We start from the raw sequence: 24,210 nt of genomic DNA, 5'->3' as shown, positions 1-24,210 counted from the left end.
AATTTCCAATGCTTTCTTTCACATTACTAATCTCCTATTTCTTGAAGAAATTCTTGATATTTTTTCTGACTTGAAATCGAGTTTGCTTTTTGAGCATACTCTCTTGCTTTAAGGATATCTTGTTCCTCATAGTAGAGCAAGGCCAAGTTAAAATATGCTTCATGAAAATCGGGCTGCAGTTTGATTGCATTTAGTAAGTGCTGCTTCGCACTTTTATACTTTTTTAACTGGATTTCTAAGTATGATAACTGAAAAAAAGTAATTGCATTTCCTTTTCCTTCTGAAACATATGGAGCAAGCATATTATATGCTTCTTCGACCTTGCCATTTTTAATTTTTTCCTGAACAATTCCATTCATTACATCGGGACGATCATCATGATAACCAATATTAATCATACTGACAGAAATAATAACCATTGCACATAAAAAAATGGCCTGTCCCTTTAAGTTTCGTTTTTTGGGAAAATGAACTGCTCCAGTAGAAAGGAATCCTCCTATCAGTCCGCCTATATGCCCGGCATTATCGATTCCTGGCACTGTAAAGCCAAAGATTAAATTAATGATGATTAGTACAATTACATTCATGCCCATCGTTCTAAAAAACAACTGTGGATATGCAAAGCCAAGATATAATAAAGCTCCAAAACAACCAAAAATGGCCCCGCTCGCACCAGCTGATATATTTTCACTGAAAATGAAGCTGGCCAAAGCGCCCGTAAAACCTGAAAACAAATAAATTCCTAAAAATCGCCAGTGACCAAACATTTTTTCTACTGCTGAGCCTAAGTAATAAAGAGCTAATGTATTCATTACAAGATGTAAAAAGCCAATATGGAGGAAGATAGGTGTAATGAATCTCCACCATTCCCCTTCTATAATTAAAGGGTTATACTTTGCTCCATACTTAACAAGCGTTTCCATATTTGTACTTCCACCGTTTGCTTCAAGTATGAAGAAAACGAGCACTTGAATAGCGATAAAAATATAAGTAAACAAGGGTTTAGTAAACTCAAATAGCTGGCGATCTTCGTTTTCTTGTTGGGCCGCTTTCTTTAAGACCCCTTGGCTAAGCATATATATTTCAGCATCATCATAATCATTTTGGATGTCGAACATAGGCTGCTTACCAAGAGTTTCGCCAATCTTCAAGAACGATTGACTGTAGTTTTGTCTTGTTAATACGATTGTAGACAATTTCGTTTTACCTTGTCCAGCGATTATTTGTTTTTCCAAGTAATCTTCATCAGCATCTATTGGCGGATGTGAAGTCACATAAATATTAAGCATATTCAAGTTTCGAGCAAACAACTGCTTTCTTAGTTTGTCCGCTTGAACAGCTACCATTTGCTTGTCTCTTTCAACCCAATTTGCCCAGTCTAAATCAGATCTCACCATCCGAAGCATTCTGGCGTTTTTATTCTTAATATTTTCAAACCATATTTCAGAATGGTCCTCAGTAATTCTGATTATTCGGTAGCCGCTTTCAGCAATCAAAAAATAAGCCAGCCGCCAAAACAAGAAATTTTCACGTTCCGCCAATCATAAGCCCCACTTTCATCCTTTGCATATTCAATTCACTTAGTTCTTACTATAGCGAAAAAAACAGAATGATGCAAAATCTTTATAAAAATAAGGTAGGTAAGCCACTTTCATGGCTTACCCCTTATTTACGAAATGCACTATTAATAAGCCGAGAGCGGACGCCTGGCATATTCATAGCTGCGTTTATACCAATACGTCTCAGCATCTGGTTGCCAAGTATTGTATTTAATAATTTATATCGAAATCGGTATGCAGCGCCAGCCATAATCGCAGGCATTATAAAACTGAAGACAAACTTTCTCATAAATATCCCTCCTGGTTTTATTTTTGGATATTTACCAGGTATTATTCATGCAGTAGCTTGTACATTATTGGCAATTAATCACGCTTTTTTCGGTAATAATTTTTCTAACAGGAAGATCATGAGATTCTACCGGTATATAATCTAAAAGCTGAACAGCAAAGGCAAGTGATAGCGTAGCTCCATGATACCCTTTTAAGAAGCGATCATAATAGCCCCCGCCAAAACCAATCCGAAAACCTTCTTTGCTATAAGCTAATCCAGGAACTATCAATAAATCAATGTCATTTTTATCAATCCGTTTTGTTTCGCTGTCCATCGGTTCAAACAAGCCGTAAAAGACACTTTCAAGTTGATTAAAAGCAGTTATTCTTTTGAAAATCATTTCTTTTTTCGATGGTATACATTTAGGGATTACCATATTTTTTCCCTGCTCCCAGCCTTTTCTAATAAGTTGCCATGTATCTACTTCTGGAAAGTGGGAGACAGTAATACCGATTACATCAGCATTTTTCCATTCTTCAGTATGTATTAACTTGTTGGCAATTAAATAAGATCGATGTTCATATGTCATGCGATCCATCGATTTTAACCGTTCTTTTACTTCGGTTCTTAAAGAATGTTTATTCAAATACTCCACTCCCTTCCGTATAACTACACTATAACAAAAAAAGCCAGAGCCACTAAAGTTCAGTGTTCTGGCTTTTTTAATTATTTTGTTTCACGGTGCAAAGTAACCCGTTTTTCTCTCGGGCAGTATTTTTTAAGCTCAAGACGGTCAGTATTATTTCGTTTGTTTTTTGTTGAAATATAATTACGCTCACTGCATTCCGTGCAAGCTAATGTAATATTTACGCGCATGTCTTTCCCTCCAAACTCAATGCATTCTTCACTATTCATACGACTTTTCTATAATATCACTATTTTTTTAGAAATGCTAGTCCATTTTTTCACTATCCATAGTCAATTATAGAGGATAAACGAAAATTATGTTATAAATGGAGTAACTAAACATCTGAGGTGGAATATGGATCTGATCGTTATTATTTTATTATGTTTATCAACCTTACTTTTTATTATATCATTTTTCCAAACAGACAAAGTAAAAGTACTGGAAAAAGAGGTAGAACAACTGTCAATGGATGTTTTACAAGAACATTTTTTAATTAATAAGAAACTCAAAGTGCTTGAAGAAGAGTTGCTTATGGATCAAGACTTATTTGAAGCTATTCCAAATCAAATGAGTCCTGAACCAAATGAAATTTTAAAGAACCAAGTCTTGGCTTTATATAATCAAGGGCTCGATCTTCATCAAATATCCAAGCAATCCTCATTGCCTATTAAAACAATCACAATGATTATTAATTCGCGCCAAGATACATATGGAGGACTATAAGGATGAATAAACAGACAACGAGAGCCTTCGCTACGGGTTTATTAGTATCTGCTATTATTCTCATTTGTTATAATCTAATGTTCGAAAAAAAACAGGCTGAGACGCACACAACCAAGCCAAACTATGTAGAAATAAAGGAAAGTGAATATGAAGATTTAAAGCAACAAGCAGAGAATTGGCAGGCTCAATATGAAGTGTTAGCGGCTTCTTCGGAAACGGCAAAAAGCACCTCAAATCAGAATGAACCTGAACCAAAAAAATATCAACTTAAAATAGTCGACGGAATGTCATCTAAAGAAATTAGCATTCAACTTGCAGATGCCGGAATCATTCAAGACGCAGAAAAATTTAATCGCTATTTAGCAAAAAGGAAACTACAGCATTACATCCAAATTGGTAAGTTCGATATAAATGATGGGATGGATTATAAACAGATTGCAAATGTAATTACAAAAAAACCATAAAACAAAAGCAGGCATTCAAGCCTGCTTTTTTTGCTTTTACTCTTCTGTTCCTTCTTCTTCACTTTTTGATTTTCCTTGTTTAGACTTTAAATCAAAATATGCCTTCATTACGCGTTTTCCAATATCTGTATTGATATTGTTCCCTATTACCCCGTTAACATATGCTGATGGAACGACAATTGACACGGCTACCTCTGGATTTTCAAATGGTGCATAGCCGACTAGAGATAAATTCCATACACTTGTACCTTGATCAAATGTTTCTGCAGTACCTGTTTTTCCTGCGGCATTGTAAGGTTCACGATTGAATGTATTTCCCGTTCCATTGGCTGCGTGAAATACACCCCAGAACGCATTTTGAACTAATCTTAACTCACTATCAGATACATTGACCTTATTTAAAACGTTTGGTTTTATTTCTTGTGAAATGGGACCTAACTCTCCCTTACCATCTCCGGGCTCACGGATTTCCTTTACAATATGGGGCTGCATCCGGTAACCGCCATTAGCGATCACTGATATATACTGAGCAAGCTGGAGCGGAGTGTACGAATCGTACTGGCCGATAGCAAAGTCCATTGCATTACCTGCGTCAGCCAACACTATATTCCCTTTAAATCCGACCTGTTCACCAGGAAGATCAATTCCCGTTCTTACTCCAAGTCCAAACTGATTAAAATGATTACGCATCACATTAAACGCTTTTTGTTTGTTAATACTTAAATAGTCCCCTCTTCGGTATTGGCCATCGCCAATGGCAATAGCTGTTTTAAACATATACACGTTTGATGACCGAATAAGTGCCTGCGTATCATTCATCCAAATATAAGAACCTCTATTAAACCAGGATTTTTTGTTTTTTGAACCTTTAATATCAAGTACCTCATCCAATATCGGTTTTCCTGGATAATTGACTCCCGTCATATAACCAGTTAGAACAGTAGCTCCCTTAACTACCGATCCAGGAACATAGGCAGTAGTGAAATTCCCAGCAGCAAAGTCTTTAAATGTGTATCTCATTTCTTTTTCATCATAAGAATATTGTTTCCCGGACAATGCAAGAATTTCACCTGTATGTGGATCCATCATTGTCACAAAAGCGCGATCTAACAGATGTGTTCCTGATTTTCCTTTTGTTTTAAGGATTTCTTCTTCAAGAATTTTATCTACCGCCTGTTGCAATTCCATGTCAATTGTTAGTACTAAATCTTTTCCGCGCTGGCCTTCATTAATTACTTTCGTTTCAAGTATATCGCCAGATTTAGTTATATTCTGAACTTTTTCTTTTTGTCCACGCAGGACATCTTCATACTGTAGTTCAATATAGCTTTTCCCTACTCTGTCGTTTCTGCTGTACCCTCTTGCCATATAATAATCAAGTTTTTCAGATGGCAACCCTTGAGTTACTCCACCTAAAACAGATTTCAAAGTCTCCCCAAATAAATAGGTGCGCTCCCAGTCGGTTGTCGTATCTACTCCAGGCAATATATCAAGATGTTCACTTACTTGGGAATATTCCTCTAAGGACACATCTTTATTTTTGACCATTTGCCTATCAAGCGCATATCCTCCCGTAAATTCACGGTAAATAGCAAGTACTTTCAAATCCTCATCTGTAAGAGTAGCAAGTTCTTTCTTCGTTACTCGGTCACGCTGTAGCTTGTACAGTTCATTTTCTTTACCTTTATATTTTTTTTCTTCTTCCTTCGTTATTTTTGCACTCGCTTCATCTGGATTCTTTAGCAACCAAAAATCAATTTTATCTCGTTCCGTTATTTTATCTGTATCTTGGTCAATAATTTTAGCCAGTGTTTCAGCGGTTTTCAACGTGGTTTCCTGGTCGAATTTTTTCGGTGCTGTATATGTAATCGCCCGTTGGGGTTCATTATCTACAATAGGATTATAATTCCGGTCATAGAATAACCCTCGGGGAACAGATGTTGCCACCGTTACATCGTCAGTTCGTTCAATCTCCCTTTTTGCATCTTCACCATATACGATTTGCACGATCCCAAGTCTAAGGATCAACAATGCAAATAGGATAAAAACAATAAAAAACAACATGTTCATTCTGAAAGGAACATGAGTTGTTTTCTTTTTATTCTTTTTCAAGCTTCCCAGTCCTTTCTTTTCTAACTGCCTTCCTTCCATTGTAAAAGAAAAGACTAGGAGCTACAAGCACTAATAATCAGGAAGGTAAATCGACCTTCACCTTCGTTAATAATAATGCCGCAAGTAAATGCCCTGTACCAATCAAGATAAGCAGTATAGGAATACTTGTAGAAGGTTTATAAAAATAAATCGCAGCGATGAAAGCTAAGATTGAAGTAATTCTTCCTATGTTGAGAAACAACTCTCTTACGACGATATATTCAATCCGCATTTCACCCGCTTTCCAGCTTTTTCCGATCACATCGTATGTCGTTGACGAATATGGAACAAGCATAAGAGGGTAACCAATCCCGATGAGTGCACCGTAGATGAGTAGTCTTGTATACGTAGGATCAAAAACAATTAGAAAAATGGCACTATATAAAAGCAAGCCGCCAAAGACCATGACTTTTTTTCTTTTCTCCTTCTTGATCAGTCGAGTAGCCAAGGTGTACACGATAAATGACACACCTGCATTTAAGAGACCGAACGCGCCAAGTGCCAGTTCATTTTTCGTGGCAATAAAAACAAAAACTGAGATAACAAAAACAAAGGTACCTTCTCTCATTCCTTGCAAGAAATGGGCATTTGTGACAAGTCGCCAATTATCATTATGCTTTCTTTCCAGTATAATTCTTCTGAATAAGTATGTTCCTGAAGCTGGCCTTCTTTTAATATAAAAACTGAGAAGTACTGCAGCGGAAAATAAAACTAATGAAATGACAAAGATTAACGTATATCCAATATTTGAGGTAAATCTCGTGATGATAAAACCTGCTGAAATGGGGCCAATGATGCCACCAACAGATGATAAAGCCCCCATAAACCCGTTAAAAATATCTCTCGTATCAGGCTCCGTTATCTCGAACGTCAAAACATTAAAAGCAAGCCAATAAAAACCATAGCCCATCCCGAGTAAGCCTCCAAGCAAAATTAAATGCTTAGAAGAATTCTCACCGAAAAATAAAACGGTTATAAAAAATAAGGCCAAAAAAATAACACCTATCCGAAGAACTAATACCCTGTCAACCTTTTTCGCCAATCTTCCCGCTAAAATAAAAGTCATGAGCTGAAAAATTACGATAGCCATATTGTATATGGCAAGATCAAGAAATTTTCCTGATTGCTTCCACAAATAGATGTTAACAAATGTATTTGACAGGGAAATGCTTAAGGAATATAGGCCTCCAACTATTAAAAGCAATGTTAAATCTTTCGGAATTTCAGTATCACCAAACATTTTTTTTATTTTTAACATAAAAATAACTCCCCTTTATCTTCATCTCTATTTTTAGTGAAGAGGGGAGTTTTATACTAACAAATGCAAATGTCGTTGGATATGATTATTCTTTTTTGTGTAAAACAGCTTTTAATTCATCTTCAATCGATGATTCAGCTAACTTAACCTTTGATCGATACGCAGCTCGGATGATAAGATGTCCTGCTACTGGGGCGGTTAAAAATACAAATACAATTCCGAGTATAAGCCGGACACTAATAAACGATTCACTTGACCAGAAATAGAAAAATGACCCTGTCAGCGTTAAAAGTACAGCTAACGTTGTGCTTTTGGTAGCCGCATGAATGCGCGTATATACGTCTGGAAACCGAATAATACCAAAGGCGCTGATGACACTAATTACACTGCTTATTAAAATCAGCAAAACAGCCGCAAATTCAACGATCCCGCTTATATTCAATGATCGCACCCCTCTCAATAAATTTTGAGAGAGCAATTGTACTAATAAAAGCTAAAATCCCGATAATCAAAATAACTTCAAGGAATGCTTTAGTTTTTAGTAAAATCGATGTAATAGCAATCCCAGAGATGAGATTTACGCCTAGCGTATCCATCGCAATGACACGATCAGGCATAGATGGACCCCGAATGATCCTGTAGAGAATGATGGCGATCGCAAGTATAAACAAGGCAAGTGAAGTACGCAACATGAGTTCAATCATTATCGAGTCACCTCCATAATCGCTTTTTCAAATTTAGAAAGGGAGCGCAAAAGACCTTCCTTTGACTGATCAAGATCCATTCCATGAATGTAGAATACATTTCCCTCAGGCGACACTTCCATCACGACAGAGCCGGGCGTTAACGTCAGCAGCATGGCCAGTGCTGTTACCTCCCAGTCACTTTTCAACTGTGTTTCATACGTAAAAATGCCTGGTTTAATATTAAGTGTTGGGCTTAAGATTTGCTTAAGCACTACATAGCTTGATTGCAACAGTTCCGATATAAAAAGGATGATGAGTTTAACAATCGAATAGAAGCGGCGTAAATAAAATTGTTGACCGAAAAACCGATGCATAAGGAAAACAATCACAATACCGACTAGGAAACCTGCGAAGAAGGTGGAAAATCTAAGCACATCTTCATCACGTAACAACATCCAAAGGAATGCTATGAACAAATTCAATAAAAACTGGGCTGGCATTCACATCCCCCCTTCTTTTTTGACCAATCATAAATCATTTATTCTATTTTCCCTAATATTGCTTCAATATAAATATTAGGATTCATCAGTGTATGGGCGGCATCATTGACATAAGACGAAATGGCTTCCGCACCAACACCAAGTAAAGCAGTTGCAATAGCAAGTAAAACACAAGGAATCATTAACCCCTTCTTTAGAGGTGCCTCATCTTCTTCACTAATAATCGTTTCACCCCAGAAGCTGTTCAAGAAAATACGCAACAGCGAATAGAGCACGAAAATACTGGATATAAAACCTAGCGCAAGCAATACATAAGAACGCGTTTCGATTGCTCCTTGCCCAACTAATACCTTCCCGATAAAACCACTAAACGGCGGGATGCCTGCAAGCGATAATATCACAATAAAAAACAACCAACCTAATAGCGGATAATTGCGGATAAGTCCACTCATCTTATCAATTTTGCCAGTGCCTGTTAGTGCAATTGTAGTCCCTGCCAATAAAAACAAGAGAGCTTTGACAATCATGTCATGTACTAAATAATAGATAGAGCCCTCCATTGCCGTTTGTGTCGAGACAGCTAGTCCAACGAGGATAAACCCAACGGCTATGACAACATTGTAAGCAACAATTTGACGAATATCTTTATAAGCAATCGCGCCAAGGCTTCCGCCAATCATTGTGATGCCAGCCATTACACCAATAATCGTATGTGTGATTGAAGGTTCGTGATAAAAAAGCAATGTAAACACTCGGAACATCGCATAAATACCAACCTTCGTCAACAAAGCACCAAATAGCGCTGCTACAGCCGGCGGCGGCGCACTATACGCACCCGGAAGCCAGTAATAGAGCATAAGACCGGCTTTTAAGCTAAATACAAGTAAAAATATAATGCTGATTGTCGTCAACAGCGGCCCTTGTCCATTTTCAGCGATTCGTTGTGACAAATGGGCGAAATTTAACGTGCCTACTGCTCCATATAAATACGCAATCGCAACAAGGAAAAACCAGGAAGACAATATATTAATGGCGACATACTTAATCGATTCTTTCAGTTGAGTTTTTGTTCCTCCTAAAGTGATCAGAACATAAGAAGCTACGAGCATCACTTCAAAGCAGACAAATAGATTGAAAAGATCGCCCGTCATAAATGATCCGTTTACGCCTGCTACGAGAAAAAAGACAAATGGATAAAAAAACATGTTTTCTCTTGCTTTTCCAATCGAAGAAAAGGCATAAATAAGACAAATTGCTGTTACAACACTTGTTGTCAAAACGAGCAGCATTGAGAACGAATCGGCGACAAAAAGAATGCCATAAGGCGGTGCCCATCCCCCAAAATTGAGATGCAAGATTCCTTCTGTCTGGATAAGATTTAAAATATAAAGACTTACACCTGCCGTTCCAATCATTGCACCGATACTAAGCCACCGCTGAATTTGGACGAATGGGCGGAGGAACACGAGAATAATACCGGTCAAAACGGGAATTACCATTGGCAAAACAAGAATATTATTCATCGTCCAAACCTCTGATTACATCAAGATCTTCCGTCCTAGATTCTTGATATGAACGATAAACTAAAACAAGGAAAAACGCGGTTACTGCAAAGCTGATTACAATTGCCGTCAATATGAGCGCCTGCGGGAGTGCATCGACATATATATCCCCTTTTTCTCCTAACAAAGGAGCGTTGCCGTTTTTTAATCCTCCCATTGTCATTAAAAGAAGATGGACAGCATGTGAAAGAAGTGATGTACCCAAAATCACACGAATTAAGTTGCGCGAAAGGATTAAATATGTCGCAACGGTTACCAATACCCCGATCAGGACGGTAATTAATGTTTCCATAAGCTACACATCCTCACTTATACTCAAAATTATAGTTACTACAACACCGACTACCGCCAAGGCAACTCCAGCCTCGAAAATGATTACGGTGGCCAGTTCTGTTTCCCCGAAAACAGGAAGATTAAAATGAGAAAATGTCTGATTCAAAAATTGTTTACCAAATATGACTGGCATAAACCCACTTGTCACTGCAATGAAAGCGCCCAGTGCAGCAACCCGCTTAAAATCGAACGGAATTCCCTTATGAACTGTTTCAATATCAAAAGCAAGGTAAAGCAGTACTAAAGCTGAAGCTAGAACAAGGCCACCGATAAATCCACCGCCAGGGCTGTTATGGCCTGACAAAAACAAGTACACACCGAGCGTCAAAATGATAAAAACAACAATTCTGGTGACGGTTTGTAAAATCACATCATTTACCTTCAATGTCCTGTTCCTCCCTTCCGCTCTTCAGCTTAATTAATGTAAACACACCAATTCCAGCGATAAATAAAACGACGACCTCAAGCATCGTATCAAATGCCCGGAAATCTCCCAAGATTGCATTGACGATATTTTTACCGCCGGCAAGTTCATAAGCATTTTGGAAGTATATTGAGATCGTTTCAAACAGTTTATTACTCTGAACGGATAATGCAATGAGTGTAACAATCGTACCTGTCGTAATAGAAATAAAAACATTAACCAGTTTGGATCGTGGTCGAAATTCCTCTTTTTTCCACTCAGGTAAGAAATGGAAGCATAAAAGAAATAATGCCGTCGTTACTGTTTCGACAACGAGTTGCGTGAGTGCTAAATCCGGAGCCCTGAATAATACAAAAAAGATGGCAATTGAATACCCAAGAACACCGTTTAATAAAGTAGCAGTCAATCGTGATTTCACAAACAGAATGGCAATTCCCGCGGTCATCATGACTAGGACTAAAATCCATTCATACACTCTAATCGGCGCATTGCCAGACATGTCAAACGAAAAAGCCCCTGTTAAAAACAAACCTCCCCCAACCGCAAGGAAAAAGAATATATAAATATATAAGGCATAATCACGAAGATATCCTGTCATATAAAACTTTGTTATAGCTGAAGAACGCCGCTCTGCCTGACCAAGAGTAAAATCATATAATGCATTTAACCGCCACTCTGTTGGAAACAGCCAATAAACCGGTTTCCAATAGCGAAGGAACTTATACAATAAACCACCTACAACCACCACTCCCATTGTCATTAATAGCTCGGGATTAAACCCGTGCCAAGCAGCAATATGAGGTGTCAGCTCCCCTGGTTCGGCAAAGCCAGGAAAAATACTCGCCATGGCCGGTTTTAACAAGGAAGAACCGAGAATATTTGGAAAGAAGAAAATACCAATGACAAAAACAGCAAGAATAATTGGAGAAATAAGCATTCCCCAAGGCGCTTCATGACCTTTATGCTCCAATTTTTCCGGCTGATAACGACCGAAAAATGTTTGGAAAACAATAATCATACAATAAACAAATGTAAGGACGCTTGCAGTCCATGCAATGATTGGGAACATGAGACCCCATGTTTCTAAGGAAAAAACATCGAGCTGCTTGACATTCAATACCGCTGTAAAAAACAGCTCTTTACTTAAAAAACCATTAAAAGGAGGTAATCCGGCCATTGAGAAACTTCCGATTACTGCTATAGTAAATGTAATTGGCATCAAAGCCATCAAGCCACCAAGCCTGCGAATATCCCGGGTCCCAACTTCATGGTCGATTATTCCGACAACCATGAAAAGGGCGCCTTTAAATGTTGAATGGTTGACAAGATGAAAGAGCGCGGCAAATGTCGCTTGAGTATAAATAATTGACTGTGGACCATAGCCAAAGTGAAGGGCAACGGAACCAATCCCAAACAAGCTCATGATCAAACCTAGCTGACTAATTGTTGAATAGGCTAGGAGTGCTTTTAGGTCTACTTGACGGACAGCTGTGAATGAGCCCCAGAACAATGTGAAAATACCTACACCGCTAACCGCCCAAAACCAAACTTGATCGCCACCAAAAACCGGTGTAAGACGGGCAACAAGATAAATGCCTGCTTTAACCATCGTCGCGGAATGCAGGTAAGCACTGACAGGAGTAGGTGCTTCCATAGCGTCGGGGAGCCAAATATGGAAAGGGAACTGAGCTGACTTCGTGAAGGCACCGAGTAACACTAAAAGCATTGCGGGGAGAAACAATGGATCGTTCATATAATGGCTCATTGATGAGGCTATTTCTCGAATGCTATATGTATCCGTCATAAGATAAACCATAATGAAACCTGCAAGCATCGCTACTCCGCCACTTACAGTAATTAAAAGTGACTTTTGGGCACCATATCTGGAACCCTTTCGGTGGAACCAAAAAGCAATTAACAAAAAAGAGGAAATACTTGTTAGTTCCCAAAACACATACAGGACTAAAATATTATCGGAAAGTACAACGCCGAGCATAGCTCCCATGAATAATAGTAAATAGATATAAAAATGGTGCAGGGATTCCCTTGCAGATAAGTAGTAAATGGAGTAAAGTATGACCAAGCTCCCTACTCCTGTGATTAGAAGCCCAAAAATCATACTGAGACCATCCAAATATAACGATAAGTTAATATCGTATGAAGGAATCCAGTTTATGGTCTTTAAAAAAGTATCTCCCCTTGCAATTGCTGGAAGTAAGCGTGCAAGAATGATAAACATCGTAACTGGTACAGCAAGTACAAACCAGCCTATATGTAAACGGGATAATCGTTTATAGAAGAACGGAATCAGTACTGCAGCTAAAAAAGGGAGTATGATTGCGATGATGATTGTAAACAAAGCCAAACCTCCAATTCATTGTTGTTATGAGCTAACCCTGAAGTATGCAGCTCTTAATAAAGTGGTGAGACATTGGATAATTGGGAGTGTATAGACCTTTAGAGGACATTTCCAATTCAGTGAGCTGATATGTTGTATTGACAGGGTGTTTGTAGAAGTGAATTAGTATATTCAAACAGTAGATTGCATGCATTGGCTGATAGGAGAGTGAAAAAAGCGAATTGCACTGTATATTTATGATGAATTATACACTAAAAAAACTTACCATGTACAATAAGATGGCTTACCGAACTAAAATCCTTCATTGAGAATTTAGATTGGTTCAGTAAACCTTAAATAAATTCCAACTTGCAATGTTTAACTTTTTCAATTATGATTTTCTAGTTTCGATCATTAAAGCAAACTCGAAAATAACTAACGAATGATAATTTTAGAGGTGAAATACTGCCGTGAAAAAAACAAAAGGTCGTATGGATGAAAGCATACTCGTTTGTGTATATTATGGTCCCAATGGGGAGCGTTTAATTAGACGCGGCCACAAAATGGCGAGTATGTTGGATTGTCCTTTATATATTTTGACTGTAGATCCTTTACCGTACGATGAATTCGATGCTGAAAAATCCGGGTATATTGAGAGTTGGAAAGAATTAGTCGATGAATTGGATATCGATGAATTCATTCTTCGTGATAATGAAAAGCAACCAACGAGTAAAGTAATTGCGGAAATTACAAATAAACACAATATAACACAAATCATTATTGGACAGACTGCCCAAAGCAGATGGGAAGAAATCACAAAAGGCTCCTTCTTGAATGTTCTACTTAGAGAGATCCCGTTCGTTGATTTCCATGTTGTTTCACTTGACCGCTCGATTAAAGCCGATGAGGAAAGCCATTTTGAAAAAGGTGTGCGTGGTTACTTAGTTAAGGATGGAAACGATTATCGGCTCAGCTTCTCAAGTTCAAAGCATGTATGCCATGAAGGAATTTTTTACAAGGAGATTGGGACGGATTTCAATAATGGGGTTTTTAAATTCATTAAAGATAATAAAAAGTGTCAAGTTCATATTACCGACGATAAAGTCACAGCACCAATTAATATTTATCCATTCGTAAAAGAAGAATTACTAAAAAAGTAATTGTTAACTATAAAGAAATCCCAAAAGCATAGCTTTTGGGATTTCTTCATTCTTATTTATTTTCCTGCTTCGTACAACTTTTGAACTTCGTCCCAATTAACGACATTCCAGAACGCGCTCATATACTCCGGACGGCGATTTTGGTATTTTAAATAGTAAGCATGCTCCCAAACATCAAGACCTAATACTGGAGTTTTACCTTCCATTACAGGGCTGTCCTGGTTAGGTGTACTCGTAATTTCAAGTTCTCCATTATTTACGATCAACCAAGCCCAGCCAGATCCGAAACGGCCAGCTCCTGCTGCTTGAAATTCTTCTTTAAATTTATCAAAACTTCCGAACTTGCTGTTGATTGCTTCTGCAAGTGATCCAGAAGGTTCGCCGCCACCTTCTGGCGAAAGCAGTTTCCAGAATAATGAATGGTTTGCATGTCCTCCACCATTATTTCTTACAGCCGTACGAATTGATTCTGGAACGGAGTCTAGATCAGCAATTAGCTCTTCAACTGATTTGCTAGCGAGCTCATCGTGTCCTTCAAGAGCTTTGTTTAAATTAGTTACATATGTGTTATGGTGTTTTGTGTGGTGAATATTCATTGTTTCCTTATCGATATGAGGCTCCAATGCATCATATCCATATGGTAATTGCGGTAATTCAAATGCCATTTACAATTCCTCCCTATGTAATTATTTCGAATCGTTAGACGATTCAAGCGGTTACAACTTTAGATTATCAAAGTTGCATAAAGCATTCAAATTTTATGCTTTGAAAAATCTGTTTAAATTGCCAAATATAAAAAATAAGCTACCATGATTAACTGGATGATCGCTTTCGTGATGACGCTGCTAATAAAGCCAACAACAGAACCAATCCCAATTTTTATAGCTTTTTTAAAATGTGTTCGATTAACCAAAAGTTCACCAATAACAGCTCCAATAAACGGTCCGATTAAAATTCCAAATACCGGAATGACGAAGGGTCCAACTAAAATTCCGATTGTACTTCCCCAAATTCCAGCTTTTGAGCCGCCAAATTTTTTTACTCCAAACCAATTGGCGAGCTGATCGGCAAAAAATAGTAACATGACAAATAAGAGTTGAATGACCCAAAAAAGCCAATTAAACGGCTCAAATGAAAATAATATACCATAAAGAAGAAATGCTCCTATTAAAAAAAGCACACTCGGAATAACTGGATAAACGAGCCCAATAAAAGCAACTGCAATCAAAATACTTACCAATACCCAATAAATGATGTCCAAAAACACTCACCCCTCCCCCCTTATAAAGCTATATAAATACCATTCCCCTTATTACTTGCTCAATTAACTAAGAGTGTTAAATCTTTCGAACAATTTTAGAACATTTCCGTAATCACTTGAAACCGCACGTCGTTCACATCTAAACTATCAATAGGAATAATAGCTCATGAAGGACGTGAAAAGGTGCGGAAAATTTCAATCTTTACTATATTTTACCAAAGTATATACTCTTTTAAGGATATTGCTAAATTTAGATTTCTTGGAATCGGTCAAACGATGCAATATGTCTTTTTTCTCGTTTTACTGTATTTTTTGCCTACTCTTTTTAAAAATATTTTAACAGACGGAAATTCATCATTTCTATTACCTGGATTCGATGCCGGAAGTAAAGCAATTATGCTTCCAGTATTTATTATTTCCACTTATATACTTAATGCAGGTATCCTCTTTTTGAAAATATCAATTCTTGCAGGAGCTGCACTTTTATTAGGGAAATTATTAAAACGAAAACTTCCGTATCGGCAGAGTTGGAGACTGACTGCTTTTAGCATTACATTCCCTTCACTTTTTTTCGGACTCATCCCATTATTTAATATCGATATACCGTTCGCAACCTTGATCGACTTTGCGATTGCCTTGTTTTTTATCTACGGGAGTATTAGTAAAATACCTCGTCCAAAAAATAAGATGTAATTATTTTCATATTTTCATCCTACCTATCATATAGATGAAACATCTATTGAGAGGTGGGAGAAATATGAAAACAGTCGTAGCACTTTTCGTAATTACCATTGTTATGTATAGTATTTATTATGATTTAACGATCGGCACACTTCCTACCAGCTCTGCAGCCTTGGTTTTTAGTAAAGATGAATGGGTCTCCCCCATGCCATCAGAATTTAAAGAGGATTGGGACATACCTTCCGACCCGTATACGTTAATAGAAATAAAACGGGGAGATACTGTCATCTCAATTCTTGAAGAATTACAACAGGCTCCACTTCCTGTTTCAATCGATCAGTTGCTCATTGACTTCAAGAAATTAAATGAAGGAATTAAACCTGAACAAATTCAAATTGGCAAAAGATATAAATTCCCTATTTATCAGTAGTTGGCAGTTAAAATATAGTCAATCGGTTGTCAAGTATGCTAAAACATTGATACAATATTCACGTATCTATAAAATTCTTCGTTTATTAAAAGGAGAGAACAACCCTTGGGTGAAATTATACATCGTTCGAAAACACGCCCCGTTAAAGTCGGCAATCTGACAATCGGTGGCAGCAATGAACTAATTATCCAAAGTATGACCATGTCTAAAACACATGATGTTAAAGCAACGGTTAACGAAATTAATCGTTTAGTAGAAGCAGGCTGCCAAATCGTCAGGGTCGCATGTCCTGATGAACGTGCCGCTCGAGCCATCTCGGAAATCAAAAAAAGAATCACAATTCCACTTGTTGTGGATATTCATTTCGATTATAAGCTTGCTCTTATTGCCATTGAAGGCGGAGCAGATAAAATACGAATCAATCCGGGAAATATTGGGCGTCGTGAGAAAGTTGAAGCAGTTGTAAAAGCGGCAAAAGAAAAAGGTATACCGATTCGAATTGGTGTGAATGCCGGAAGCCTAGAACGGCATATCATTAAGAAATACGGTTACCCTACTGCGGATGGAATGGTCGAAAGCGCTCTTCACCATATCAAAATCCTAGAAGATTTGGATTTTCATGACATCATCGTATCAATGAAAGCCTCTGATGTTCCATTGGCGATTGAAGCGTATGAAAAAGCCGCTAAGGCTTTTGACTACCCTCTTCACCTTGGCATTACTGAAAGCGGAACGCTGTTTGCTGGTACGATTAAGAGTGCAGCAGGGCTAGGTGCTATCTTAAGCAAAGGCATTGGGAACACGTTGCGCATATCTTTAAGTGCAGATCCTGTAGAGGAAGTAAAAGTAGCAAGAGAGCTGCTAAAATCGTTTGGTCTTATTTCAAATGCAGCTACCCTCGTTTCATGCCCGACATGCGGAAGAATTGAAATTGACTTGATCAGTATCGCCAATGAAGTAGAAGAATATATTCAACATATTAAAGCACCTTTAAAAATATCTGTATTAGGCTGTGCGGTAAATGGACCCGGAGAAGCACGGGAAGCTGATATCGGTATTGCTGGGGCTCGAGGAGAAGGCCTCCTCTTCAAAAAAGGAAAAACTGTTAGAAAAGTTCCTGAGGAAACAATGGTTGAAGAACTGAAAAAGGAAATTGACATAATGGCTGAGGAATATTTCAGAAAACAAGAAGAAGAACTGAAAAAGCAAAATAGCTTAACCTAATATTAAATAACGCTATCCTAAACGGGATAGCGTTATTTGTGTAACGGAGCTAATTTTAAAAGCTAAACATTATATGATACACTGAAGAATACAGAAAATAAGAAGGAGATATCATACATGCAGAAACGATTTGGAATAGATATTGATGGCACCGTCACATGTCCCACATCACTCGTGCCGCATATCAATAAGGCTTTTCAATTAGATATAACATTGGACGACCTGACTGAATATGAGATAACAGAGTGCCTAAATATCCCAAAGGACTCATTTTACAAATGGTTCGTTGAAGCTGAGCCGCAAATATATTCGGAATCCCCCCTTGCTAAGGGCGCAAAACCAGTTTTATCAAAATGGGTGGATGAGCATGAATTATACTTTATCAGCGCTCGGAGTGAAACGCTCCTTGATGTTACAAAAACTTGGTTTAACACGTTTGAAATCAACTATCACCATATCGAATTAATTGGGTCTCACGATAAAGTTGGCACAGCACAAAAACATAATATCGATTTGTTTTTCGAGGATAAACATGACAATGCCGTTGATATATCTGAAGAATTAAATATCCCGGTCATTCTATTCGATACCCCTTATAATAGGAAGCCTTCTCCAAAAAATGTCATTCGCGTACATAATTGGCAGGAAGCTGAACAATGGGTGGAAAATTGGTTGCGAATGGAAAATGAAATCAAAAAAGAAGCCTAGTTATATGGCTTCTTTTTTACATCCGGGACATCTACCATAAATTTCAAATTTATGGTCTGCGACTTCATATTCTCTTAAATCCTCTGTTACAAATTCCATCGGGCAAGCTTCGATTGCTTTTGTACGGCCACAATCCAAGCAAATAAAATGATGATGATGATCATGTGTTGAGCAAGTATAGCGAAAATGCTTTTCTCCAGCAAGATCCGTAGACTCCAGAATGCCTAGATCGTAAAACAGTGAGAGATTTCTATATATCGTATCAAAGCTTAATCCTGGATGATCTCCCTGCATTCGTTCAAACAATTCCCTTGCTGTTAAATATTTATTGCTGGCTTCAAATATTTCAAGCATTTGCTCACGCTTTCCAGTCACCTTATAGCCCTTCTTTTTGACCATCTGAATCGCCTCAGCAATATGCATATCCTCACCTCAATTAGTTTTTATCCCGCATTAACGGGCAGTAAGACCCCTTCAAAGCTTAGATATATATAAGAAGTTGACGGGGGATCAACTGCCCATAAAAGCCCGATAGGTTCCGGCCTGCACGATGCAGGTCACAAAGGCGTTGCAACAGGATGTTGCGATCTTAGCCTTTGTTCATTCTTATCAGCGGGGGAAAGAGAATCCCCACTGATTGAAGTTTCACTTTATCGGTCTATTTCCCTGAATGCGTTTATATAGAATAATGCCAAGCAGGATTGCGATTGAAATGATAACAATCGTTCCTCCGGGGGCAAGATCTAAATAATAAGCACTGATCAATCCTCCGATGACTGCTGTTTCCCCAAACAAAATGGAAAGAAAAATCGTTTGCTTAAATCCTCTCGCTATCCTCATACTAGCTGCAACTGGTAGAGTCATCAATGCGGATACTAGTAAAATACCCACAATTCGCATTGATGCGGCAATGACTAAGGCAATCATAACCATGAAGATAAAGTGAATGCTTTTGGCTGGAATACCTGATGCCTTTGCATGCTCTTCATCGAAAGATAAAAGAAATAGTTCTTTATAAAGCAAGATAATAATCGTTGCAACAAGAAGGCTGATGCCGAGTATGACATATAAGTCTATTCTGCTTACAGCACTTACGCTCCCGAATAAATAGCTTAATAAATCGGTATTAAAGCCGTCTGCAAGCGAAATAAAAATAACACCGATGCCAATACCTCCGGACAAAATAATCGGAATAGCAAGCTCTTGATAATGTTTATATACCATTCTAAGGCGTTCAATAAAAATGGATCCAAGGACGGAAAAACCCATCCCTAAATAAAGAGGATTCATTCCCGCAAACATGATTGTTTTTTTGCTTAAAAACAAACTGGCAGCTATTCCAGCCAGCGTCACATGACTTAATGCATCAGCGATGAGCGATAGCCGTCTCACTACAATGAAAGTACCAAGCAACGGCGCAATTAAGCCAATTAATATACCAGTTAAAAATGTATTGCGTAAAAATTCATAATGAAAAATAGCAGTAATCATTTCTTTGTTTTCACCTTCTTAATGGGAGCCATGGTCATGCGAAAGCACATGTACATCATGTTGATAAATAGAGGACAAATCCTCTGGGCTTAGTTTTTCAAATTCTTCAGCAGCATCATGATAGTGCAGGTGCTTATTCAAACAAGCAACATGTGTCACTTTGTTCGTGATGGTTCCGACATCATGTGTGACCAAAATTAAGGTAATCCCTAGTTCCTTATTTAACTTTTCGAGCATATCGTAAAAAGATTTAACATTTTTTGCGTCGACACCTACAGTAGGTTCATCCAATATTAATATATCAGGCTTTGAAACAATCGCCCTCGCAATAAAAACACGCTGTTGCTGCCCTCCGGAAAGCTCGCCGATATTTCTATTAGCGAATTGCTCCATCCCGACAGATTCGATTGCTCGCATTATTTCGTTGCGTTTATCATTACCGATGAAACGAAAGAGTCCAATTTTGCTTGTAAGTCCGCTGGCCACCACTTCATACACCGTTGCCGGAAAACCGCTATTAAAGGAATTGGCCTTTTGAGAGACAAACCCAATCCGATCCCATTCCTTAAATTTTTGCTGTGGATGGCCGAATAAAAAAATATCCCCATGTTGTGGTTTAAGTAAACCGAGTATTAGCTTTAAAAGCGTGGACTTTCCTGATCCATTCGGCCCTACTAAGCCGAGAAAGGCCCCTTTTGGAACAGCTAGCTGTATATGCTCCAAAACATTTTCTCTTTCATAACGAAAGCTTACGTCCTTTATTTCAATGATAGGTTCATTAGTAATCAATTCAAACATTCCTTTTATAATAAGAATCATTCCGATTTGCTCTGTAAAGAAGTATACACAATAAATTTTTCTTTGTAAATGAATTGGACAGTCACATATTTTATTTTGCTGACATACATATTGGTGAGGAGTGATGCCCAATGAATTTAATTAAAAATATGGTGAACTACAAGATTAATGTAATAACTACTGATGAATTATTAAAATACGCCCGGGATTTTCATATTCAAGTAACTAGACCACAAGCTGAAAAAATAGTGGCATACTTACGAGGGAAAAATTTAGACATTTTTAATGATCAAGTTCGTACGCAGATTATTAGAGAAGTGGCTAAAATAGCGGGACCTGACACGGCCAAGGATTTAAACAAGCTATTTCTTCAATTAACAAAATAGAACATAGGATGAGAGCCTGATATTTGATATCAGACTCTCTCCTTTTTATTGAACAACTATACCAAGGATTTGTTCACGAAGCTGTTCATCGAATGTTCCACTTTTAAGCATATCAATTTCATGTTTATATGGTGCTTTTTTATTCTTTTTGTCTTCGCCTACATATGGTGTTTCCAATATTTTTGGCACATGCGCCAGTTGAGGATGGTGAATGATATAGTGTAAGGCATCAAAACCAATATGACCAAAGCCAATATTTTCGTGGCGGTCTTTTTTCGCCCCTCGTTCGTTTTTACTATCATTGATGTGCAGGACCTTAATGCGGTCAATACCAATCACTTTATCGAACTCATCGAGAACACCATCAAAGTCATTGACAATATCGTATCCGGCGTCATGTGTATGACATGTATCAAAGCAGACTGACATTTTATCATTGTGATGGACTCCATCAATAATAGCGGCAATCTCATCGAAAGTTCTGCCACATTCGGTGCCTTTCCCTGCCATTGTCTCAAGGGCAATTTGCACTTCTTGTTCTGGAGTCAATACTTCATTTAAGCCTTCAATTATTTTCTTAATGCCGTTGTCTGCCCCTTCGCCCACATGTGCTCCGGGGTGAAGTACAATCTGCTTAGAACCAATTGCTGCCGTTCTTTCAATTTCGGACCTGAGAAAATTCACGCCAAGCTCAAAGGTAGCGGGATTTACAGTATTGCCAATATTAATAATGTATGGTGCATGAACAATAAACTCATCGATACCATTCTCTTTCATATGGGCAAGTCCTGCTTCAATATTAAGGTCTTCAATATTTTTTCTTCTCGTGTTTTGTGGGGCGCCTGTATAAACCATAAACGTATTCGCACCATAAGAAACCGCTTCTTCGCTGGCGGCAAGAAGCATTTTTTTGCCGCTCATAGATACGTGTGATCCGATCTTTAACATTTTCCCCATCTCCTACCTCTTATTTCTTCTGGTTTTTATTTCGGCTATTTAGCCTTCTCTCACGTTTTTTAATTTGTTCTCTTTCTGCTTCCATTTTCTTTTTATAACCTGGTTTAACTTTCGCTGGCTTTCTTACAAACTTTCGAGCTTTGATTTCGGCCTCGTTAATAGTTTTAGTCCGATTTTTCCGGCGGTTCCGATCTGTCACTTCCACCCAATTGCCCTTTTGAAGATCCAGATACGAAAATTCAATGCCCATTTTTTCAAGACGGACAAGCGAATCCTCATCAGCAGGTTCATAAATAGTAACAGCCAAGCCCTTATTTCCTGCACGTGCTGTTCTCCCAGATCGATGAATATAGAAATCGAGATCCCTTGGCAGTTCAAAATTAATAATATGGCTGACTCCTTCAATATCGATGCCCCTGGCTGCTAAGTCTGTTGCAACTATATATTGGTACTCTAGGTCACGGATTTGCTTCATCATTTTCTTGCGGTCACGCGGACTTAAATCTCCATGAATCCTTCCTACCTTTAATCCACGTTCAATCAATTGATCTGCGACTTTATCTGCCATTTGTTTTGTATTTACAAAGACAATCGCTAAATATGGATTATACGTTTGGAGCATCTCACTAAGTACCGCAACCTTTTCCCTGCTTCTTAGCGGAACAAGAATATGTTCTATGTTTTCAGCCGATATTTGTTTTGGTTGAACATGTTCAAATTTAGGATTTTCCATATATTTTTTTAGAAAAGGTTTCAGTTTTTCGGGAATTGTTGCAGAAAAGACGAGTATTTGTAAATCTTTTGGCATTTTACCTGCAATTTGATCTACATCCTGAAGAAAGCCCATGTCCAGCATCAAGTCTGCTTCGTCTACTACAAGCATTTCAGCAGTATGAACAAAGAGGGCCTGCTCTCTTACAAGGTCATTGATTCGACCAGGAGTTCCAACAACAATATGTGGCTGTTGCTTTAGTTTTCCAATGTCTCGTTGTTTATCTGTACCGCCGATATAACAGCGTGCTGATATACGATTTGGTTCTTCATGCTTTGTTATTTTTAATATTTCATGATAAATCTGATTTGCCAGTTCCCTTGTAGGCGCCGTAATGACCCCTTGGACTTGCTGTAAATCAGGGTTGATTGCTTCAAGCATCGGCAATAGATAGGCATGCGTTTTACCTGTACCTGTCTGTGATTGGCCTATGGCACTTTCGCCTTTTAAAATCAACGGCATCATTTTCTCTTGGATTTCTGTCGGCTCCTGAAATCTTAATTCTTCAATTGCCATATTAATAAACGGCTTGAAATTAAATCGATTAAATTTGTGTTCAGCCATATCGATCACTCCTTTATAGGGCTAGTCCCCCAAGCCATTATTATAAACCATTAAGATTGCATGTACAAATCAATGAAGGTGGCAAGTCACCATTAGTTTACGGTACCAAGGCTTATAGCCAAACTTTTTCCTCCGCCACTGCATAATGTAACTATAGACTAACAGAAAGGAGGATGGTTGATGATGCTAGGAAATCGTGGTCCAATGCCTGGAAGAATGGGTTGGCCCGGCCGAGCAGCTGGAGGAGGGGGAGGACTCCGCTCTTTTGGTAGAGGAGCCGGATTTGGTCAATCGATGGCCAGGAATACACCTGGTAGAAGCGGTCTGTTGTCATCGTTATTTCAAAGACAAAGTGCCCCTCAATCTGCCGCAATGTTCTCAAGGGGACCTGCTCAAGGTGGCTCATTTCTCCAAGGACTTACCAATCCACAGACAATCAACGGGTTCTTAAATAATACACAGTCAGTATTAAAAACCGCCCAGCAATTTGGACCGATGATTCAGCAATATGGACCGATGGTAAGAAACTTACCTGCAATGTGGAGGCTATACCAAGGCTTAAAAAATTCATCAGATGATCCAGAAACACCGACAGAAACTGAAGCAGAGGAAACGAAGGCAGTAAAAACGAAGTCAATAGAAACACAAACAGAACAAAGTGAAACTATTGATAAACAACCTATTCGCCGAACTTCAGGCGAATCAGTACCCAAATTGTATATCCATTGACCATCCACATTCAAATCCTTCTCTATTTGGCTTTTTTACAGATGTTATATATAATAAGGATATGAGTTCAATAGATTACAGGCTTTAGCCTG

General features: G+C 38.2%; 29 protein-coding genes. 9 read left to right on the top strand and 20 right to left on the bottom strand.

Annotated features, from left to right (window positions below):
* Window positions 1–26: 26 nt before the first annotated feature.
* The 4 genes from KHA88_RS02265 to rpmG all read right to left on the bottom strand — a co-directional run bounded on the left by KHA88_RS02265 (window position 27) and on the right by rpmG (window position 2,706).
* A complete protein-coding gene (locus KHA88_RS02265) occupies window positions 27–1,541 on the bottom strand; it encodes a rhomboid family protein (RefSeq protein WP_213106816.1) in 1,515 nt (504 codons plus the stop codon).
* 124 nt (window positions 1,542–1,665) lie between these two features.
* The gene (locus KHA88_RS02260) at window positions 1,666–1,848 is read right to left on the bottom strand and encodes a hypothetical protein (RefSeq protein WP_213097381.1); all 183 of its coding nucleotides are present in this window, start codon (window positions 1,846–1,848) and stop codon (window positions 1,666–1,668) included.
* Window positions 1,849–1,912: 64 nt separating this feature from the next.
* On the bottom strand, window positions 1,913–2,485 hold the full coding sequence (locus tag KHA88_RS02255) for a 5-formyltetrahydrofolate cyclo-ligase (protein ID WP_346728922.1): 573 nt from the start codon (window positions 2,483–2,485) through the stop codon (window positions 1,913–1,915).
* A 71-nt stretch (window positions 2,486–2,556) separates the two neighbouring features.
* Window positions 2,557–2,706: a 50S ribosomal protein L33 gene (gene rpmG / locus KHA88_RS02250; RefSeq protein WP_213097383.1), complete on the bottom strand. Its 150-nt coding sequence runs from the start codon at window positions 2,704–2,706 to the stop codon at window positions 2,557–2,559.
* Between the two features lie 166 nt (window positions 2,707–2,872).
* Between rpmG and KHA88_RS02245 the strand changes: the two genes are divergently transcribed.
* Together KHA88_RS02245 and KHA88_RS02240 are read left to right on the top strand one after the other, a co-directional pair.
* Window positions 2,873–3,241 carry a hypothetical protein gene (locus KHA88_RS02245; RefSeq protein ID WP_213106813.1) on the top strand — a complete coding sequence of 123 codons (369 nt, stop codon included), beginning with the start codon at window positions 2,873–2,875 and terminating at the stop codon, window positions 3,239–3,241.
* A 2-nt stretch (window positions 3,242–3,243) separates the two neighbouring features.
* The gene (locus KHA88_RS02240; protein WP_213106812.1) at window positions 3,244–3,705 is read left to right on the top strand and encodes an endolytic transglycosylase MltG; all 462 of its coding nucleotides are present in this window, start codon (window positions 3,244–3,246) and stop codon (window positions 3,703–3,705) included.
* A 36-nt stretch (window positions 3,706–3,741) separates the two neighbouring features.
* On the opposite strand, the gene KHA88_RS02235 is transcribed toward KHA88_RS02240, so the two are convergent.
* From KHA88_RS02235 to KHA88_RS02195, 9 genes are all read right to left on the bottom strand, one after another.
* Entirely contained in the window at window positions 3,742–5,856 is a 2,115-nt protein-coding gene (locus KHA88_RS02235; RefSeq protein WP_213097386.1) for a peptidoglycan D,D-transpeptidase FtsI family protein, read from the bottom strand.
* 37 nt (window positions 5,857–5,893) lie between these two features.
* The gene (locus tag KHA88_RS02230; RefSeq protein ID WP_213106811.1) at window positions 5,894–7,114 is read right to left on the bottom strand and encodes an MFS transporter; all 1,221 of its coding nucleotides are present in this window, start codon (window positions 7,112–7,114) and stop codon (window positions 5,894–5,896) included.
* 85 nt (window positions 7,115–7,199) lie between these two features.
* Window positions 7,200–7,556: a Na+/H+ antiporter subunit G gene (locus tag KHA88_RS02225; RefSeq protein ID WP_213121352.1), complete on the bottom strand. Its 357-nt coding sequence runs from the start codon at window positions 7,554–7,556 to the stop codon at window positions 7,200–7,202.
* Window positions 7,534–7,818: a Na(+)/H(+) antiporter subunit F1 gene (locus KHA88_RS02220; protein ID WP_213097389.1), complete on the bottom strand. Its 285-nt coding sequence runs from the start codon at window positions 7,816–7,818 to the stop codon at window positions 7,534–7,536. The genes KHA88_RS02225 and KHA88_RS02220 overlap by 23 nt, the downstream gene beginning before the upstream one ends.
* Complete coding sequence (locus KHA88_RS02215; RefSeq protein WP_213097390.1) at window positions 7,818–8,300, bottom strand: Na+/H+ antiporter subunit E; 483 nt, start codon at window positions 8,298–8,300, stop codon at window positions 7,818–7,820. Before KHA88_RS02215 ends, KHA88_RS02220 begins: the two co-directional genes overlap by 1 nt.
* Window positions 8,301–8,338: 38 nt before the next feature.
* The gene (locus KHA88_RS02210) at window positions 8,339–9,823 is read right to left on the bottom strand and encodes a Na+/H+ antiporter subunit D (protein ID WP_213097391.1); all 1,485 of its coding nucleotides are present in this window, start codon (window positions 9,821–9,823) and stop codon (window positions 8,339–8,341) included.
* Window positions 9,816–10,154, bottom strand: a complete 339-nt coding sequence (locus KHA88_RS02205) for a Na(+)/H(+) antiporter subunit C (RefSeq protein ID WP_213097392.1) — start codon at window positions 10,152–10,154, stop codon at window positions 9,816–9,818. Before KHA88_RS02205 ends, KHA88_RS02210 begins: the two co-directional genes overlap by 8 nt.
* A gap of 3 nt (window positions 10,155–10,157) precedes the next feature.
* A complete protein-coding gene (locus tag KHA88_RS02200; protein WP_213097393.1) occupies window positions 10,158–10,580 on the bottom strand; it encodes a Na(+)/H(+) antiporter subunit B in 423 nt (140 codons plus the stop codon).
* Window positions 10,567–12,978, bottom strand: a complete 2,412-nt coding sequence (locus KHA88_RS02195; RefSeq protein ID WP_213121351.1) for a Na+/H+ antiporter subunit A — start codon at window positions 12,976–12,978, stop codon at window positions 10,567–10,569. The genes KHA88_RS02200 and KHA88_RS02195 overlap by 14 nt, the downstream gene beginning before the upstream one ends.
* A gap of 449 nt (window positions 12,979–13,427) precedes the next feature.
* Here KHA88_RS02195 and KHA88_RS02190 point away from each other — a divergent pair, with 449 nt between their 5' ends.
* Window positions 13,428–14,117, top strand: a complete 690-nt coding sequence (locus tag KHA88_RS02190; protein ID WP_213106808.1) for a histidine kinase — start codon at window positions 13,428–13,430, stop codon at window positions 14,115–14,117.
* A 56-nt stretch (window positions 14,118–14,173) separates the two neighbouring features.
* Here the strand turns inward: KHA88_RS02190 and sodA are convergent, their stop codons facing one another.
* Complete coding sequence (sodA, locus tag KHA88_RS02185) at window positions 14,174–14,782, bottom strand: superoxide dismutase (protein ID WP_213097396.1); 609 nt, start codon at window positions 14,780–14,782, stop codon at window positions 14,174–14,176.
* 113 nt (window positions 14,783–14,895) lie between these two features.
* Entirely contained in the window at window positions 14,896–15,378 is a 483-nt protein-coding gene (locus KHA88_RS02180; RefSeq protein WP_213097397.1) for a DUF456 domain-containing protein, read from the bottom strand.
* Between the two features lie 183 nt (window positions 15,379–15,561).
* Here KHA88_RS02180 and KHA88_RS21255 point away from each other — a divergent pair, with 183 nt between their 5' ends.
* The 4 genes from KHA88_RS21255 to KHA88_RS02160 all read left to right on the top strand — a co-directional run bounded on the left by KHA88_RS21255 (window position 15,562) and on the right by KHA88_RS02160 (window position 18,421).
* Window positions 15,562–16,071: a DUF1189 family protein gene (locus KHA88_RS21255; RefSeq protein WP_213097398.1), complete on the top strand. Its 510-nt coding sequence runs from the start codon at window positions 15,562–15,564 to the stop codon at window positions 16,069–16,071.
* 64 nt (window positions 16,072–16,135) lie between these two features.
* On the top strand, window positions 16,136–16,489 hold the full coding sequence (locus KHA88_RS02170) for a hypothetical protein (RefSeq protein ID WP_213121350.1): 354 nt from the start codon (window positions 16,136–16,138) through the stop codon (window positions 16,487–16,489).
* Between the two features lie 105 nt (window positions 16,490–16,594).
* Window positions 16,595–17,713, top strand: coding sequence for a flavodoxin-dependent (E)-4-hydroxy-3-methylbut-2-enyl-diphosphate synthase (gene ispG / locus KHA88_RS02165; RefSeq protein ID WP_213097400.1), 1,119 nt, complete (start codon window positions 16,595–16,597; stop codon window positions 17,711–17,713).
* A gap of 117 nt (window positions 17,714–17,830) precedes the next feature.
* The gene (locus tag KHA88_RS02160; protein ID WP_213097401.1) at window positions 17,831–18,421 is read left to right on the top strand and encodes a 5' nucleotidase, NT5C type; all 591 of its coding nucleotides are present in this window, start codon (window positions 17,831–17,833) and stop codon (window positions 18,419–18,421) included.
* Here the strand turns inward: KHA88_RS02160 and KHA88_RS02155 are convergent, their stop codons facing one another.
* The 3 genes from KHA88_RS02155 to KHA88_RS02145 form a co-directional block, all read right to left on the bottom strand.
* A complete protein-coding gene (locus KHA88_RS02155; protein WP_213097402.1) occupies window positions 18,422–18,844 on the bottom strand; it encodes a Fur family transcriptional regulator in 423 nt (140 codons plus the stop codon).
* 222 nt (window positions 18,845–19,066) lie between these two features.
* The gene (locus tag KHA88_RS02150) at window positions 19,067–19,912 is read right to left on the bottom strand and encodes a metal ABC transporter permease (protein ID WP_213097403.1); all 846 of its coding nucleotides are present in this window, start codon (window positions 19,910–19,912) and stop codon (window positions 19,067–19,069) included.
* Window positions 19,913–19,930: 18 nt separating this feature from the next.
* Window positions 19,931–20,698: a metal ABC transporter ATP-binding protein gene (locus KHA88_RS02145; protein WP_346729166.1), complete on the bottom strand. Its 768-nt coding sequence runs from the start codon at window positions 20,696–20,698 to the stop codon at window positions 19,931–19,933.
* A 143-nt stretch (window positions 20,699–20,841) separates the two neighbouring features.
* On the opposite strand from KHA88_RS02145, the gene KHA88_RS02140 reads away from it, so the two are divergent.
* A complete protein-coding gene (locus tag KHA88_RS02140) occupies window positions 20,842–21,096 on the top strand; it encodes a DUF2624 domain-containing protein (protein WP_213097404.1) in 255 nt (84 codons plus the stop codon).
* A gap of 45 nt (window positions 21,097–21,141) precedes the next feature.
* Here KHA88_RS02140 and KHA88_RS02135 read toward each other — a convergent pair whose 3' ends face one another.
* Both KHA88_RS02135 and KHA88_RS02130 read right to left on the bottom strand, forming a co-directional pair.
* Complete coding sequence (locus tag KHA88_RS02135; RefSeq protein WP_213121348.1) at window positions 21,142–22,044, bottom strand: deoxyribonuclease IV; 903 nt, start codon at window positions 22,042–22,044, stop codon at window positions 21,142–21,144.
* Between the two features lie 19 nt (window positions 22,045–22,063).
* A complete protein-coding gene (locus tag KHA88_RS02130; protein ID WP_213106803.1) occupies window positions 22,064–23,389 on the bottom strand; it encodes a DEAD/DEAH box helicase in 1,326 nt (441 codons plus the stop codon).
* 180 nt (window positions 23,390–23,569) lie between these two features.
* On the opposite strand from KHA88_RS02130, the gene vrrA reads away from it, so the two are divergent.
* A complete protein-coding gene (vrrA, locus tag KHA88_RS02125; protein WP_213106802.1) occupies window positions 23,570–24,118 on the top strand; it encodes a VrrA/YqfQ family protein in 549 nt (182 codons plus the stop codon).
* Window positions 24,119–24,210 lie beyond the last annotated feature (92 nt).

The organism is Lederbergia citrea (assembly GCF_018343525.1).
In the GTDB taxonomy this organism is placed as follows: domain Bacteria; phylum Bacillota; class Bacilli; order Bacillales; family Bacillaceae_C; genus Lederbergia; species Lederbergia citrea.
The sequence above is the reverse complement of the archived record's forward strand: the minus strand, read 5'-3'. Positions and strand labels throughout refer to the sequence as shown.